13 protein-coding genes are annotated in these 15,051 nt (G+C 67.6%); 9 read left to right on the top strand and 4 right to left on the bottom strand.

Annotation, left to right across the window (positions count from 1 at the left end; translation table 11 throughout):
- Window positions 1–323: 323 nt before the first annotated feature.
- From ACW4E8_RS38465 to ACW4E8_RS38495, 7 genes are read left to right on the top strand one after another with little or no spacing between them, the layout of a single operon-like run.
- A complete protein-coding gene (locus ACW4E8_RS38465; RefSeq protein ID WP_456809260.1) occupies window positions 324–677 on the top strand; it encodes a Zn-ribbon domain-containing OB-fold protein in 354 nt (117 codons plus the stop codon).
- 28 nt (window positions 678–705) lie between these two features.
- Complete coding sequence (locus tag ACW4E8_RS38470; RefSeq protein ID WP_456809261.1) at window positions 706–1,851, top strand: thiolase family protein; 1,146 nt, start codon at window positions 706–708, stop codon at window positions 1,849–1,851.
- 1 nt (window position 1,852) lies between these two features.
- Window positions 1,853–2,617, top strand: a complete 765-nt coding sequence (locus tag ACW4E8_RS38475) for an SDR family NAD(P)-dependent oxidoreductase (RefSeq protein WP_456809262.1) — start codon at window positions 1,853–1,855, stop codon at window positions 2,615–2,617.
- A gap of 10 nt (window positions 2,618–2,627) precedes the next feature.
- On the top strand, window positions 2,628–3,431 hold the full coding sequence (locus ACW4E8_RS38480) for an enoyl-CoA hydratase/isomerase family protein (RefSeq protein WP_456809263.1): 804 nt from the start codon (window positions 2,628–2,630) through the stop codon (window positions 3,429–3,431).
- A 32-nt stretch (window positions 3,432–3,463) separates the two neighbouring features.
- Window positions 3,464–4,447 (top strand): tripartite tricarboxylate transporter substrate binding protein, encoded by a 984-nt coding sequence (locus ACW4E8_RS38485; RefSeq protein WP_456809264.1) that lies wholly within the window; start codon window positions 3,464–3,466, stop codon window positions 4,445–4,447.
- Window positions 4,444–4,869: a PaaI family thioesterase gene (locus tag ACW4E8_RS38490; protein WP_456809265.1), complete on the top strand. Its 426-nt coding sequence runs from the start codon at window positions 4,444–4,446 to the stop codon at window positions 4,867–4,869. Before ACW4E8_RS38485 ends, ACW4E8_RS38490 begins: the two co-directional genes overlap by 4 nt.
- A 1-nt stretch (window position 4,870) precedes the next feature.
- On the top strand, window positions 4,871–6,106 hold the full coding sequence (locus ACW4E8_RS38495; protein ID WP_456809266.1) for a CaiB/BaiF CoA transferase family protein: 1,236 nt from the start codon (window positions 4,871–4,873) through the stop codon (window positions 6,104–6,106).
- 6 nt (window positions 6,107–6,112) lie between these two features.
- Here ACW4E8_RS38495 and gcvA read toward each other — a convergent pair whose 3' ends face one another.
- Window positions 6,113–7,009, bottom strand: coding sequence for a transcriptional regulator GcvA (gene gcvA / locus ACW4E8_RS38500; RefSeq protein ID WP_456809267.1), 897 nt, complete (start codon window positions 7,007–7,009; stop codon window positions 6,113–6,115).
- A 188-nt stretch (window positions 7,010–7,197) separates the two neighbouring features.
- Here gcvA and ACW4E8_RS38505 point away from each other — a divergent pair, with 188 nt between their 5' ends.
- The gene (locus ACW4E8_RS38505; RefSeq protein WP_456809268.1) at window positions 7,198–8,085 is read left to right on the top strand and encodes an oxidoreductase; all 888 of its coding nucleotides are present in this window, start codon (window positions 7,198–7,200) and stop codon (window positions 8,083–8,085) included.
- A gap of 208 nt (window positions 8,086–8,293) precedes the next feature.
- Window positions 8,294–10,360: an elongation factor G gene (gene fusA / locus ACW4E8_RS38510; RefSeq protein WP_456809269.1), complete on the top strand. Its 2,067-nt coding sequence runs from the start codon at window positions 8,294–8,296 to the stop codon at window positions 10,358–10,360.
- A gap of 23 nt (window positions 10,361–10,383) precedes the next feature.
- Here the strand turns inward: fusA and boxA are convergent, their stop codons facing one another.
- From boxA to boxC, 3 genes are all read right to left on the bottom strand, one after another.
- Window positions 10,384–11,661 carry a benzoyl-CoA 2,3-epoxidase subunit BoxA gene (gene boxA, locus ACW4E8_RS38515; protein ID WP_456809270.1) on the bottom strand — a complete coding sequence of 426 codons (1,278 nt, stop codon included), beginning with the start codon at window positions 11,659–11,661 and terminating at the stop codon, window positions 10,384–10,386.
- A gap of 143 nt (window positions 11,662–11,804) precedes the next feature.
- On the bottom strand, window positions 11,805–13,232 hold the full coding sequence (gene boxB / locus ACW4E8_RS38520; protein WP_456809271.1) for a benzoyl-CoA 2,3-epoxidase subunit BoxB: 1,428 nt from the start codon (window positions 13,230–13,232) through the stop codon (window positions 11,805–11,807).
- Window positions 13,233–13,277: 45 nt separating this feature from the next.
- On the bottom strand, window positions 13,278–14,936 hold the full coding sequence (boxC, locus tag ACW4E8_RS38525; protein ID WP_456809272.1) for a 2,3-epoxybenzoyl-CoA dihydrolase: 1,659 nt from the start codon (window positions 14,934–14,936) through the stop codon (window positions 13,278–13,280).
- Between the last annotated feature and the right edge of the window lie 115 nt (window positions 14,937–15,051).

Here is a 15,051-nt window from a genome sequence, read left to right on the forward strand (position 1 = left end):
TCCTGAACGACCTGCAGCTTGAACTGCTCGGTGTACTTTGCCATGTAAAAACCCCCAAAAGTTGTCTCCAACTTCTGGGGGTCAGTTCACACCCCGGTCCCTCTCCCCCTGAGGGGAGAGGGAGAACACCTTGCTTAGGCTAGTTCCGGCGGCGCAGGCGCACCCAACACCGCCCGCTTCTGCCCGCCGCCAAAGCACGCCTCCAAACGCCCTCCCTCCCCTTTCGCTTGACTTTTTCTCAAGCGAACCCGCCCGAAATATCGTTTGTCGCGCAGCCCGCCGACGACAACTATTACGGCAAGGCCAACCCACAGGAGACAGCCATGTCAGACCAACCCTATCCGCTCTGGAGCGCGGAACCCGTTCCCCACCTGCTCGCCTCGCGCGACCGCGCTACCGGCGAGTGGATCTTCCCGGCGCTGCCCGCCGACTCGCCGCTGGCGGACGACCACGAGACTGTCGCCATTACCGGCACGGGCGTGCTCTACAGCTTCACCGTGATCCATCCCGCGCCCAAGAGCGGGCAGCCGCCGTATGCGCTGGGCTATGTCGATTTCGTCGGCCCGGTGCGCATCTTCGGTCGCCTGCTGGGCACGGCGCGTCCGGTCATCGGCGAGCGCTACACGCAGCGGCATGACGCCGAGTTCGGCTATGTCTTCGAGGCCGTCACGGCCTGAACGATCGAGAGAAGGAGAGGTAAGCAAGATGCAGGACATCTACATCCACGGCGGCGCGATGACGCCGTTCGGCCGCCACCCCGGCGTGCTGGCGCCGGAACTGGCGCAACAGGCGATCCTGAAGGCGCTGGCCGATGCCGACGTGCCGGCCGGGCGCATCCAGGCGGTCTACTGCGCCAACGTGCTGGGCGGCATGATCCTCGGCCAGCTGATCGTGCGCGACCTGGGGCTCAAGGGCATCCCGGTCTACAACGTCGAGAACGCCTGCGCCAGCGGCGCCACCGGCGTGCACCTGGCACGGCATGCGTTGCTGGCCGGGCAATACGACACGGTGCTGGTGTTCGGCGTCGAGCAGCTGACCGCGCTCGGCGGCGGCACCATCCCGCTGCAGCGCAATGACCACAAGACCGAGCTCTATGCCAAGTCGGGCATGGTGCTGCCCGCGGTGTATGCGATGCGCGGCACGCGTTTCCTGCACGAGCGCGACGCCAATCCGTCTGACCTCGCCGAGGTGGCCGTGAAGAACCGCTACCACGGCTCGCTGAACCCGTATGCCCAGCAGCGCAAGACCACCACGGTCGAGGAAGTGCTGGCCTCGCGCATGATCGCCGACCCGCTGACGCTGCTGCAGTGCTGCCCGTCGCAGGTCGATGGCGCGGCGGCGGTGGTGCTGAGCACGCGTCGCCCGGCGCAGGCGCGGCCGGTGAAAGTGCTGTCCTCGGTGGTGGTGTCGGGTATGCGCGAAGAGGCCGACGACGACATCCTCGATGCCGAGATCACCGCGCGCGCCGCACGCCAGGCTTACGAACAGGCCGGTCTCGGCCCGCAGGACGTCGACGTGGTCGAACTGCACGACGCCTTCACCATCGCCGAACTGCTCTACTACGAAGCCCTCGGCCTGGCACCGCGCGGCGACGCCGTGCCCCTGCTCAAGTCCGGCGCGACGCGCCTGGGCGGGCGCGTGCCGGTCAACCCGAGCGGCGGCCTGCTGGCCAAGGGCCATCCGCTGGGCGCCACCGGCGTGGCGCAGATGGTCGAGATCCTGTGGCAGCTGCAGGGCCGCGCCGGCGAACGGCAGGTGGACAACCCCCGCATCGGCCTGACGCAATGCACCGGCGGCGGCATCGCGGGCGTGGACCACGCCGCCTCTTCCGTCCACCTGCTGGGAGTCTGAGATGGGTACGCAACGATTCGATCCTACCCACGTGGCCGTGGTCACCGGCGCCGCGCGCGGCATCGGCCTGGGCATCGCCACGCATCTGGCCCGCCAGGGGGTGGCCGTGGCCCTGCTCGACCGCGACGCCGCCGCGCTTGATACCGCCGTCGGCGCGCTGGTCGCCGAAGGCTTCAACGCCATTGGCGCCAGCGTCGACCTGACCGACTCGGCAGCGGTCAACGACGCCTTCGCGCAAGTGCAGGCGCGAACCGGCCGCGTCGACTACCTGGTCAACAACGCCGGCGCGGTGCGCGACATGCGTTTCCTGAAGATGACCGACGACGACTGGGACCTGGTCATCGATACCAACCTGCGCTCGCAGTTCCTGTGCTGCCGCGCGGCGCTGCCGGGCATGGTCGAGCGCGGCTACGGGCGCGTGGTCAATATCTCGTCGCGGGCCTGGCTGGGTGGCTTCGGGCAGGCCAATTACTCCGCGGCCAAGGGTGGCGTGGTCAGCCTGACGCGCTCGCTCGCGATCGAGTTCGCGGGCAAGGGCATCACCGTCAACTCGGTGGCGCCGGGCATCGTCGATACCCCGCTGTTCCGCGGCTTCGCGCCAGAGGTGCAGGCGCGGCTGCAGAAGTCTGTCCCGGTGCAGCGCATCGGCACCGCCGACGACATCGCCAACGCGGTCAGCTTCTTCCTCGATCCGCAGTCATCGTACGTGACCGGGCAGACGCTCTATGTCTGCGGCGGGCGCAGCCTGTCGTCACCGAGCGTCTGAGGAGGCCACCATGACTGTACGACTCCACACCGAAGGCGCGGTCTCCGTGCTGACGATCGACCGGCCCGAGGCGCTCAATGCGCTGGACGTGGCCGCGCTGCGCGAACTGCGCGCGCACCTCACCGAGGTGCGCGACCGCGACGACCTGCGCGTGGCCGTCCTGACCGGCGCCGGCACGCGCGCCTTCTGCGCGGGCGCCGACCTGAAAGGCACGCGCAGCTCGCCCGCCACCTATCCGGAAGCGCTGTTCCGCGCGCCGGAGCAGGCGGCCGACCTCGGCCTCTATATCCGGCTGATGGACCTGAGCGACCTCGGCCTGTGCAAGCCGCTGATCGCGGCGGTCAACGGCCATTGCCTCGGGGCGGGGCTGGAGATCGCGCTGCAATGCGACTTGCGGATTGCGTCGGAGCAGGCGAGCTTCGGCCTGCCCGAAGCCGCCGTCGGGTCGATCCCCGCCGTTTCCGGTCTGCATCGCCTGCTGAAGGCCGTGCCGGCGGCGCACGCGATGCAGATGGTGCTGACGGCCGAGCGGATCGACGCGGCGCAGGCTGCGCGCATCGGGCTGGTCACCGAAACGGTAGCGCCAGCCGCGCTACTCGACCGTGCGCTGGCCATCGCCACACGCATCGCCGCCAATGCACCGCTGGCCGTCCAGGCGGTCAAGAAGCTGTCGCGACAGACCAGCCACCTCAGCGAAGCCGATGCGCAGCAGCTGACCGAACTCTACTGGGGCGTGCTGCGCGATACCGCCGACCGCACCGAAGGCCGGCAGGCATTCGCCGAGAAGCGCCAGCCCCGCTACACGGGCCGCTGAGCGTTTGAAAACAGACACAAAGGAGACAAAGCATGACTCGTATTACCCGATTCGCACGCGCAGCGCTGGCCGGCGTACTGGCAGCCACCGCGCTGGGCGCCGCAGCACAGGCGCCCTACCCCACGCAGAAGCCGATCACCCTGGTGGTGCCGTTCGCCCCCGGCGGCGGCAACGACATCCTGGCACGTCTGATCGCGCCCAAGATGGGCCAGCTGCTCGGCCAGACCATCGTCATCGAGAACAAGCCCGGCGCGGGCGGCAACCTCGGCGCCGACTATGTCGCCCATGCGGCGCCGGACGGCTATACGCTGGTGATTGCGTCCAGCCAGGTGACGATGAACCCGTTCCTCGGCACGAAGATTCCATTCAGCATCGAACACGACTTCGAGCCGGTGGGGCGGATCGCGTCGGTGCCGATCATGCTGGTGGCCAACCCCGACCAGCCGTTCCGCACGCTGCAGGACTTTATCCAGTACACCCGCGCCAATCCCGGCAAGCTGAGCTACAGCAGCCCGGGCAACGGCACGCCGCAGCACCTGGCCGGTGAAGTCTTTGCCAAGCTGAACAAGACCGAACTGCTGCACGTACCGTATCGCGGCACCGGGCCGTCGATCACCGACCTGATGGGCGGCCAGGTGCAGATCTCCTTCGCCACCTTTGCCTCGGCGATCCAGTACGTGCGCGCCGGCAAGCTGCGCGCGCTCGGCATCGCCGGCAAGAAGCGCACCGCGCTGATGCCGGACCTGCCGACCTTTGCGGAAGCCGGCATTGTCGGCTACGACGCCGAGCTGTGGTACAGCCTGCTGGCGCCGGCGCGGACGCCCAAGCCGGTGGTCGACAAGATCAACGCCGCGCTGGTGGCCGCGCTCAAATCGCCTGACGTAGCGGAGCAGATGGGCAAGCAGGGCTTCGAGCCGCAGGCATCATCGCCGGCCGAGCTGAAGGCCTACATCGGCAAGGAGATGGCGCGCTGGCAGCGCCTGATCCAGGACAACGGCATCAAGGTCGCGCTATGAACACGCCTACCCATCCCGCCGCACTGCCGCCGACGGACAACCCGCTGCCGGACTACCTCGGCATCCGCCTGGCCAGCGTCGGCGACGGCCGCTGCACCTTCGAGCTCGATCTCGAGCCGCGCCACCTGAACCGCCAGGGGAGCGTGCAGGGCGGCGTCACCGCCACCCTGCTCGACGCCGCCTGCGGCTACGCCGGGCTGCCCGCCGGCCCTGACGGCGCACTCGGCCACGCGGTCACGGTGATGCTGACGATCAGCTATCTCAGCAAGGCCAGCGCGGGCCGGCTGCGCGCCACGGCGCAGGTCACCCGCGCCGGCAAGAGCCTGTACTTCGCCTCAGCGGAGCTGACCACCGATGCCGGCGTGCTGGTGGCCACGGCACAAGGCACGTTCAAACGATCCCACACCCTTACGGAGGCATGACATGTTGCGCGACGCACTGGGCGGCCTGACCGTCATCGACTTTACGCAGATCGGCGCCGGGCCGACCTGCACCATGCTGCTGGCCGACATGGGCGCCAGGGTCATCAAGGTGGAGCCGCCCGGCGGCGAGCTGGGCCGCGGGCTGGGACCCGGCTGGCTCGGCGAGGACAGCGCGCTGTTCCACGGCTTCAACCGCAACAAGCTGGGCGTGGCGCTGGATCTCAAGTCCGCCGACGGCGCGGCCGTGGCACGCCGCCTGATCGCCGGCGCCGACATCGTGGTGGAAAGCATGCGCCCGGGCGTGATGGAGCGCCTCGGCCTCGGCCATGCGCAACTAGCCGAAGCGCACCCCGCGCTGATCTACTGCTCGATCTCCGCCTACGGGCAGGACGGGCCGTACGCGGGCCGCGCCGGCGTCGACGGCATCATGCAGGCCGATTCCGGCCTGATGAGCCTGATCGGCCTGCCCGACGGCGAGCCGTGCAAGGTGCAGGCGCCGGTGGTCGACGTGACGACCGGCTACGTGGCCTGCGTGGGCGTGCTGGCGAAGCTCGCGCAACGGGCGCGCGACGGCCTGGGCGGCCACCTCGATGTCAGCCTGCTCAATGCGGCGCTGGCGCTGCAGCAGTCGTCCATCACCAGCTACTGCGCCGACGGGCAACTGCCGGAACGCGTGGGCAGCGCGGCGCCCTACTCCGCGCCCAACCAGGCCTTCCGCACCGCCGACGGCTGGGTCATGGTGGCCGCCTACATGCCCGAGCGCTGGCGCCGGTTGTGCGATGTGCTGGGGCGGCCCGAACTGGCCGATGACCCGCGCTTCGCCACCTCGCCGCTGCGCGTGGCCAATCGCGCGGCAATGGTGGAGGTGCTGACCAGTGTCCTCGTCACCCGCACGACCGACACATGGCTGGCGTTGCTCCAGGACGCCGACATCCTGTGCGCCCCCGTGGCGACCTACGAGGATGTCATGGCCCATCCGCAGGTGGCTGCCAACGGCATGGTGCAGTGCCTCCGGCACGACACGTTGGGCGAGATCCGCGTGCCGGGCTTTCCGATCAACAGCGCTCAGGAGAACGCATTGCCATCGCGGCCCGCACCGGCTTGCGGGCAGCATACGCAGGCCGTGCTGGGCGAGCTTGGCTACAGCCGCGACGAGATCGCCGCGCTGTGGTCACGGGGTGCCATTCACTGCGGCGATATCGAGGAGAAGCGACACGCGGTCGCGGCAGCATCGTGAGCGCTATCAACCCTGCGCCTCGAACTGCGCCAGCAACCACTGCCGGAACACCGCCATGCTCGGGCTTTCCTTGCGGTCGGCGGGCGTCAGCAGGTAGTAGGTGAAGTCGCCCATGTCCACGGTCTGGCGGAACGGCGCCACCAGCCGGCCGGCGTCGAGATCCGCCGCCACCAGGAAGCGCTGCGCGATGGCAAAGCCCTGCCCTTCGACCGCGGCCGCATAGGCCATGGCCGAGCTCTGGTAGGTCATGCCGCTGTGCGCATCGACCTGCCCCTCCGCGCGCGCGGCCTTGAGCCAGTGGGCCCAGTCGTCAGGCCGCGCGATCGAGTGCAGCAGGGTCTGGTGCTGCAGGTCAGCGGGCTTCTTCACCTTCGGCCCGCCTTCCAGCAGCCCCGGGCTGCATACCGGCACCAGGATGTTCGACACCAGCCGGTAGGTATTGACACCGCTCCACTTGCCGTCGCCCAGCCGGATCGCGCCGTCGATGTCTTCCTTGCGGAAGTCGACCGGGTCGAGCGACGCCGTCAGCAGCACCTCTATGCCGGGATTGGCCGCATGGAAGCTCGACAGCCGCGGGATCAGCCAGCGCATGGCAAAGGTGGTGTAGGCGCGCACCTTGAGCTGCTTGCGCCTGGCGCGCTTGCTCAATCGCCGCGTGGCCTCGCGCAGGTCGTCCATCGCCCTGGTCACGGCGCGGTAATAGTCCTCGCCCGTGCGGGTCAGCGAGATCTGCCGATGTCCGCGATGCAGCAACTGCACGCCCAGCCCCTCCTCCAGCGCGCGGATCTGGCGGCTAACGGCGCCGGGCGTGACGTGCAGCTCCTCGGCAGCCGTGGTGATGCTGAGGTGCCGCGCGGCCGCCTCGAAGGCACGCAACGCGTTCAATGGGGGCAATTTGTCCATGCCGGCGAGTCTGCCACACGGTTGAGGTTTGCTCAATCGAGGTGCCGCGCCTTTATTCACAACTGATAGTTGTCATTGAAACGCGATTACCCAGCCTAGTGTTGCCGTCGTCGTCGGCCTAAATTTGTCTCCGTGGCCCCGCCATCAGACATCGCAGCCAAACCGAGCACCCTGAAAGGAGATTCACCATGTCCGCCAACACCACCAACAGCACCAACACCAACGTCAACGCCGCCAGCAAGGTCTGGTTCATCACCGGCGCTTCGCGCGGCTTCGGCCTGGAGCTGACGCGAGCCGCCCTGGCACGCGGCGATCGCGTCGTCGCCACCGCGCGCCGCCCGGAGACAATCACCGCCGCACTGGGCGAGCACGACAACCTGCTGGGGGTGGCGCTCGACGTCACCAGCGAAGCCCAGGCCATCGCCGCCGCCGATGCGGCCGTGGCCCGCTTCGGGCGCATCGACGTGCTGGTCAACAACGCCGGCTACGGCCTGCTGGGCGCGGTCGAAGAGGCCTCCGCGCAGGAAGTCGAGCAGCAGTTCGCCACCAACGTGTTCGGCGTGCTGGCCGTGACGCGTGCGGTCCTGCCGCACATGCGCGGGCAGCGCAGCGGCCGCATCCTCAACATCTCGTCGATCGGTGGCTACGCGGCATATCCCGGCTGGGGCGTCTATGGCGCCACCAAGTTCGCGGTGGAGGGCCTGACCGAAGCACTCGATGCGGAGTTGTCGCCCCTGGGCATCCGCGCCACCGTGGTCGAGCCGGGCTTCTTCCGCACCGACTTCCTCGATGCCAGCTCGCTGGTGCGCGTGCGCACGGAGATCGCGGCGTATGCCGATACCGTCGGTGCCATGCGTGAGCACATGGCTTCTGCCAACCACCAGCAGCCCGGCGACCCGGCCAGGCTGGCGGCAGCGCTGCTGACCCTGGCCGACAGCAACACCCCGCCGGTGCGCCTGCCGCTGGGCTCGGATACGGTCCACCGCATCACCGAGAAGAACCGCCAGGTGGAAAGCGAGCTGGCCGCGTGGCAGGCGCTGGCGGTGTCGACCGACCACGACGACGTGCGCCGCTGATCTTGCTGCAACGCACCAGCGCACGCTTTGCTGCAGTGCGGGCAAGCCGTGCGACCCGGCAAAACGAGGCCGGCCGAGAGCCGGCCTCACCACTTGCGGGCCTTCCTGCGTCCGGCATTGCACGGTGTGGGGCATGCGCGTATGTCGCTTCCGGCGAATTTCGCCAATAATGCCCTGAGAGTCATTGCCGGACGAACCGAGAGCCACCATGCACGACAGTCCCGATGCCATCCGCACCGTCGCCTTGCTTGGGCACGCAGGGTGCGGCAAGACCTCGCTGGTCGAAACGCTGTTGCACAAGGCCGGTGCGCTGCACACGCCCGGCAGCGTCGAGCGCGGCTCCACGGTGTGCGACACCGACCCGCTCGAGCGCAAGTACAAACGCTCGCTCACCACCGCCGCCGCCCACCTGCACTACCGCGACACCCGCGTCTACCTGCTTGACACCCCCGGTTACCCCGACTTCTCCGGCCTGGCCATCAGTGCGCTGGCGGCGGTGGAAACCGCCGCCATCGTCATCAATGCCCAGACCGGCATCGAGATGACCACACGCCGCGCGATGGCGTGGGCGCAGGCGCGCCAGCTGTGCCGGATGATCATCGTCAACGGCATCGACGGCGACAAGGTCGACCTGCCCGCGCTGCTTGCGGATATCCAGGAGGCCTTTGGCAAGGAATGCCTGCCGATCAACCTGCCGGCCGGCAACGGCAGCCAGGTGGTGGACTGCTTCTTCAATCCGGCCGGCGAGTCGGATTTTTTATCTGTGCCCGCCGCCCACGATGCGCTGATCGACCAGGTGATCGAGATCGATCCCGAACTGATGGAGCTGTACCTGGAGCAGGGCGAGGCGATCACGCCGGAGCAGCTGCATGCGCCATTCGAACGCGCGCTGCGCGAGGGCCACCTGGTGCCGATCTGCTTTACCTCGGCCGCCACCGGCGCCGGCATCGCCGAGCTGCTCGATGTGTTCGTGCAACTGCTCCCCAACCCGACTGAAGGCAATCCGCCCTTGTTCTATCGCGAGACAGGCGAAGGTCGCGGCGACGGCAGCGAACACCGCAAGGCAGTGCGGGCCGAGCCCGTGCCTCACAAGCACGTGCTGGCCCATGTCTTCAAGGTGGTGATCGACCCCTATGTCGGCAAGCTGGCGGTGTTCCGCATCCACCAGGGCACGGTCACGCGCGACAGCCAGCTCTATATCGGCGACGGGCGCCAGCCGTTCAAGGTGGCGCACCTGCTGCGGCTGCAGGGCAAGGAGACCCAGGAGATCCTGCGGGCCGGCCCGGGCGATATCTGCGCGGTGGCCAAGGTGGACGAACTGGGCTTCGATGCCGTGCTGCACGACGCCACCGAGGACGGCAACATCCACCTGACGCCGCTGGAGTTCCCAACCCCCATCTACGGGCTGGCTATCGAACCGGCGCGGCGCGGCAACGAGCAGCGCCTGGCCGAGGTGCTGCACAAGCTCAGCGCGGAAGACCCGTGCCTGCGCGTCGAGCATCCGGTTGGCACCAATGAGACCGTGGTATTCGGCCTGGGCGAATTCCACCTGCGCTGCGCGCTGGAGCGGCTGACCGAGCAATACAAGCTGGAGGTGGTGACGCGCCCGCCCAAGATCGCCTATCGCGAGACCATCGGCGGCAAGGCCGAGGGCCATCACCGGCACAAGAAGCAGACCGGCGGCGCCGGGCAGTTCGGTGAAGTGATGCTGCGCGTGGAGCCGCTGTCGCGCGGCGAGGGCTTCGACTTTGTCGATGCGGTCAAGGGCGGCGCGATTCCCGGCCAGTTCATTCCTGCCGTGGAAAAAGGCATCCGCCAGGTGCTGGACAACGGCCCGCTGGCGGGCTTCCCGATGCAGGACGTGCGCGTGACCGTGTTCGACGGCAAGAGCCATCCGGTCGATTCCAAGGAAGTCGCGTTCGCGACCGCCGGGCGCAAGGCGTTTATCGACGCGGTGCTCAAGGCCAGGCCCAGCGTGCTGGAGCCGATCGTCGACATCGAGGTGACGGCGCCGGGCACCGCCATGGGCGACATCATCGGCGACCTCTCCACCAAGCGCGGCCAGGTCCATGGCACGCGCACCGCGGCCGGCAACGCAGTGATCGTGGCCGGCCAGGTGCCGCTGTCCGAGCTCAACGACTACCAGTCACGGCTGAACAGCATCACCGGCGGCCACGGCAGCTATACCATCCAGTTCAGCCACTACGACAACGTGCCGCCGGCGCAGCAGGACAAGATGGCATCGAAGCACAAGGCGCAGCAGGATACGGATTGAGGGGTTCGCGCCCGCGGCTGCATCTAGTACGTTTCCAGATGCAGCCGCCCTTCCCGCTTCAATCCCTCAGCCAGCGCCTCCCACTGCAACCCAGCCTGCTGCGCTACGTCCTGCAGCGCCAGCACCACGCCCTCTTCCATGCTCTTGAGCCCGCACACATAGAAGTACGTGTCAGGGCTGGCCAGCAAGGCCGCCAGGTCAGCGGCGCGCTCGCGCATCAGGTCCTGCACGTAGCGTTTCGGCTGCCCCGCCGTGCGTGAGAACGCCAGGTTGATGTCGATGAAATCCTTGGGCAAGTTCTGCAACGGGCCGAAGTAAGGCAGCTCTTCACGCGTGCGCGCGCCGAAGAACAGCATCAGCTTGCCGCCGTCGAACTTGCCGGCCTTGCGCTGGCGGCGGCGCCATTCCGTCATCGCGCGCATCGGTGCGCTGCCGGTGCCGGTGCAGATCATCACGATGTTCGAGCGCGGGTGGTTGGCCAGCAGGAAGCTGGCGCCGAACGGGCCGATCACTTCGACCTTGTCGCCGACCTTCAGGTCGCACATATAGTTGGACGCCACGCCGCGCACCGGCTTGCCGTCGTGGTCCTGCAGCACGCGCTTGATCGTCAGCGACAGGTTGTTGTAGCCCGGGCGCTCGCCGTTGCGCGCGCTGGCGACGGAATACTGGCGCGCATGGTGCGAGCGGCCGCTGGCGTCGGTGCCCGGCGGGACGATGCCGATGGACTGGCCTTCCAGCACCGGGAACGGCGTGGTGCCGAAGTCGAGCACGATGTGGTGGGTGTCGTACTCGCGACCGACTTCGGTCACGCGCACATTGCCGGTCACCGTTGCGGTGATGGTCTTGTGCGCGGACTTTGCGCCGTACAGGTTGGTGTAGGCATGCGCGGCGGACCACGGCGGCACGGTGGCGCCATAGCGGGTGCTGTTGAACACCTCTTCACCGGTGCCGGCCAGCGGCGATGCAGCGGTGGCAGGCTCGGCCGCGACGGTCTCGGCACCCGGGGCCAGGTCGGCCAGTTGCTCGGGCGACAGTTCTTCCGGCAGCGCATCCCAGCCCAGTTGCTCCTCGATGCTGTAGGCGCGCAGCCTGGGCATGGCGCGCCAGTTGTCGATCGAGCCCGTCGGGCACGGTGAAATGCAGGCCATGCACAGGTTGCACTTGTCGGCATCGACCACGTAGTTGCGTGAGTCGTGCGTGATCGCTCCCACCGGGCAGGTGGCTTCGCAGGTATTGCAGCGGATGCAGATCTCGGGATCGATCAGGTGCTGCTTGATGACTTGAATTTCTGCCATGTCCATGGCGGTCTCCACAGAATCAGGGGCGTTCGGGGTGAGGGTCGTTGTTGCAGCGGCGGTTCATGGACGCGCCAGCCCTCTCCCCCGGCCCCTCTCCCGCAAGCGGGAGAGGGGAGCAAACAGGGAGCAATGGGTAAGACCGTGGCTCAGTTGAAGCGCACGTACTCGAAGTCCACCGGCTGGCGGTTGATGCCCATTACCGGCGGCGCGATCCAGTTGGCGAACTTGCCGGGCTCGACCACGCGGCCCATCAGGCTGGCGACAAAGGCACGGTCGCCTTCGCTGGGCAGCCACTGGTCGCGGAAGTCGCGCCATTCGGCGTCGGAGATCACGCGGCCGTCCGGCGAAACCTTGACGCCGGCCAGCGCGCCGATATTGCGGTGGAAGGCCTTGTGCGGCACCTTCAGGCGGAACGGGATGCCAGCCTTGTCGATGACCTTGTTCCAGCGCTCCACGCCGCCCATGCTGTCCTTGATGTAGTCGTCGCGCAGCACTTCATTGAGCGCGTTGAGCATTGGCACTTCCTTCTCGGTCAGCTGGCCGTTCTGCGCCTGCAGGATGCGGTAGGTCTGGCCCTTGAGCACGTGGTCGTCCATGCGCTTGCCTTCTTCGTAGCGGCCCTTCAGGCCGGTGCTGTAGAAGGTGGCGGCATTGCTGGACTCATCGGCGCCGAACAGGTCGATGGTGACGCTGTAGTGGAAGTTCAGGTAGCGCTGCAGCGTCGGCAGGTCGATCACGCCGGCTGCACGGAGCTTCGCGGGATCGTCGGTCTTGAGCTCGTTCATCACCTGGCAGGTGCGCTGGATCACGCGCGACACGCCCGATTCGCCCACGAACATGTGGTGCGCTTCCTCGGTCAGCATGAACTTCGTCGTGCGCGCCAGCGGGTCGAAGGCGGACTCGGCCAGCGCACACAGCTGGAACTTGCCGTCGCGGTCGGTGAAGTAGGTGAACATGAAGAACGACAGCCAGTCCGGGGTCTGCTCGTTGAAAGCCTGCAGGATGCGGGGGTTGTCCTGCTGGCCGCTGCGGCGCTCCAGCAGCGCTTCACCTTCCTCGCGCCCGTCCCGGCCGAAGTACTTGTGCAGCAGGTAGACCATGGCCCACAGGTGGCGGCCCTCTTCCACGTTCACCTGGAACAGGTTGCGCAGGTCGTACATGCTGGGCGCGGTCAGGCCCAGGTGGCGCTGCTGCTCAACCGACGCCGGTTCGGTATCGCCCTGGGTCACGATGATGCGGCGCAGGTTGGCGCGGTATTCGCCCGGCACGTCTTGCCACGCATCCTCGCCCTTGTGGTCGCCGAAATGGATCTTGCGGTTGGCCTCGGCCGGGTTCAGGAAGATGCCCCAGCGGTAGTCCGGCATCTTGACGTGGCCGAAGTGGGCCCAGCCCTGCGGATCGACGCTGATCGCGGTGCGCAGGTAGATGTCATGCTGGTGCGAGCCTTCCGGGCCCATGTCGTTCCACCAGCTCAGGTAGTTGGGCTGCCATTGCTCGAGCGCGCGCTGCAGGGTGCGGTCTTCGCTCAGGTTGACGTTGTTGGGGATCTTGTCGCTGTAGTTGATGCCGGACATGGTGGTCTCCTTCGGGGGACGATTCGGTTGTCGTGTGAGGCTGGATCAGACGCGGTTCCAGTCGAAGGCGGCCTTGTCGCCCTTGCCGTAGACCTTGAGCGCACCCTTGTCGCCCACCGCGTTGGGGCGCTGGAAGATCCAGTTCTGCCACGCGGTCAGGCGGCCGAAGATGCGGGTAAACATGTTCTCCTGGCCGTTGAAGCGCAGGTTGGCTTCCATGCCGGTCAGCGCATCGGGCGACATCGCCACGCGCTCTTCCAGCGCGATGCGCACTTCGTCGGTCCAGTCGATGTCGTCGGGGTTGGCGGTGACCAGGCCCAGCGCATAGGCGGCATCGGCATCCAGCGGCTGCCCGGCCTTGGCGCGCACTGCGTCCAGCGCGGGCTGTTCGTCGTAGAAGCGGCGGCCCAGGCGGCTCTGGCCGGTGGCCATCGGGTAGAGGCCGAAATTGACTTCCGCCACCGTGATCTTCGGTGCGCGGTCCTCGTCGTCCGGCAGCGCCAGGTGGTAGCTGCGGTCGCAGGCCAGTGCCAGTTCCAGGAAGGTGCCGGCAAAGCACGATTGCGGCTCGATCAGCGCGAACAGGCTGCGCGACGACACGTCCAGGCGGCTCAGCGTGCGGCGCAGCAGGCCGATGGTCTCGCGCACCAGCCAGTGGTCCTTGTGCGCCAGCAGCGTGGCGTCGCTGGCCAGCACCGCGGCGGCGTCGCCGGTGGTCTTGATCAGCCAGGTGCCGATGTCCAGTTCATTGGTGCGCATCGACAGGATCGCGTCTTCCAGTTCGCGCGCCAGTTGCAGCGGGTACCAGGCGGCGCCGGCTTCCACGATTTCATCGATGTTCTGCGGCTGCGTGCCCGTCGGCGCCTTGACCGTGAACGTAGCGGTGCGGCCGGCGCGGTCGATCTCGATCGTCACATGCGTGTAGCGCAGCGCATCGGCTTCGATGGTGCGCTCGATCGGCTCGAGTGCCACGCCGCGCGCATCGGCCGGGCGGTCGCTCTGCGCGGCCAGCGCCAGCGCGCGCTCCTGCACTTTCTGCGCGAACACGGCGGGCTTGGCGATATCGTCGACCAGGCGCCAGTCCTTGGCGCGCTGGCCGCGCACGCCTTCGGTGGTGGTGCAGAAGATGTCGGCCAGGTCATGGCGCACGTGGCGCTTGTCGGTCACGCGGGTCAGGCCGCCCGTGCCGGGCAGCACGCCCAGCAGCGGCACTTCCGGCAGGCTCACGGCCGACGAGCGGTCGTCCACCAGCACGATCTCGTCACAGGCCAGTGCCAGCTCATAGCCGCCGCCGGCGCAGGCGCCATTGACCGCGGCCAGGAACTTCAGGCCACTGTGCGCCGAGGAATCCTCGATGCCATTGCGGGTCTCGTTGGTGAACTTGCAGAAGTTGACCTTCCAAGCATGGCTGCTGACGCCCAGCATGAAGATATTGGCGCCGGAGCAGAACACCTTGTCCTTGCCGCTGGTGACGACCACGGTGCGCACTTCCGGGTGCTCGAAGCGGACGCGGTTGAGCGCGTCGTTCAGTTCGATGTCGACGCCGAGGTCGTAGCTGTTGAGCTTGAGCTTGTAGCCGGGGCGCAGGCCGGCGTTCTCGTCGATGTCCACCGCCAGCGTGGCGACGGGGCCGTCGAACGTCAGCTTCAGGTGCTTGTATTGGGCGGGGGCGGTCTGGTAGTCGACGCGGGGGGCGGTGGTCACGGCGGTGTCTCCTCTGCGAAACTGCACTATCGTGCATGAACAGGAATCTGTTGAGACGAACTATAGTTCATCACTCAGATTTTATGCAAGCACTATTGTGCAGACTTCTCAAGAG

This window comes from Cupriavidus sp. CP313, from assembly GCF_054072015.1.

Bases quoted from the DNA above. Each gene is read 5' to 3' on its own strand.
- ACW4E8_RS38465 (WP_456809260.1), top strand. From the start codon at position 324: ATGTCAGACCAACCCTATCCGCTCTGGAGCGCGGAACCCGTTCCCCAC.
- ACW4E8_RS38470 (WP_456809261.1), top strand. From the start codon at position 706: ATGCAGGACATCTACATCCACGGCGGCGCGATGACGCCGTTCGGCCGC.
- ACW4E8_RS38475 (WP_456809262.1), top strand. From the start codon at position 1,853: ATGGGTACGCAACGATTCGATCCTACCCACGTGGCCGTGGTCACCGGC.
- ACW4E8_RS38480 (WP_456809263.1), top strand. From the start codon at position 2,628: ATGACTGTACGACTCCACACCGAAGGCGCGGTCTCCGTGCTGACGATC.
- ACW4E8_RS38485 (WP_456809264.1), top strand. From the start codon at position 3,464: ATGACTCGTATTACCCGATTCGCACGCGCAGCGCTGGCCGGCGTACTG.
- ACW4E8_RS38490 (WP_456809265.1), top strand. From the start codon at position 4,444: ATGAACACGCCTACCCATCCCGCCGCACTGCCGCCGACGGACAACCCG.
- ACW4E8_RS38495 (WP_456809266.1), top strand. From the start codon at position 4,871: ATGTTGCGCGACGCACTGGGCGGCCTGACCGTCATCGACTTTACGCAG.
- gcvA (WP_456809267.1), bottom strand. From the start codon at position 7,009: ATGGACAAATTGCCCCCATTGAACGCGTTGCGTGCCTTCGAGGCGGCC.
- ACW4E8_RS38505 (WP_456809268.1), top strand. From the start codon at position 7,198: ATGTCCGCCAACACCACCAACAGCACCAACACCAACGTCAACGCCGCC.
- fusA (WP_456809269.1), top strand. From the start codon at position 8,294: ATGCACGACAGTCCCGATGCCATCCGCACCGTCGCCTTGCTTGGGCAC.
- boxA (WP_456809270.1), bottom strand. From the start codon at position 11,661: ATGGACATGGCAGAAATTCAAGTCATCAAGCAGCACCTGATCGATCCC.
- boxB (WP_456809271.1), bottom strand. From the start codon at position 13,232: ATGTCCGGCATCAACTACAGCGACAAGATCCCCAACAACGTCAACCTG.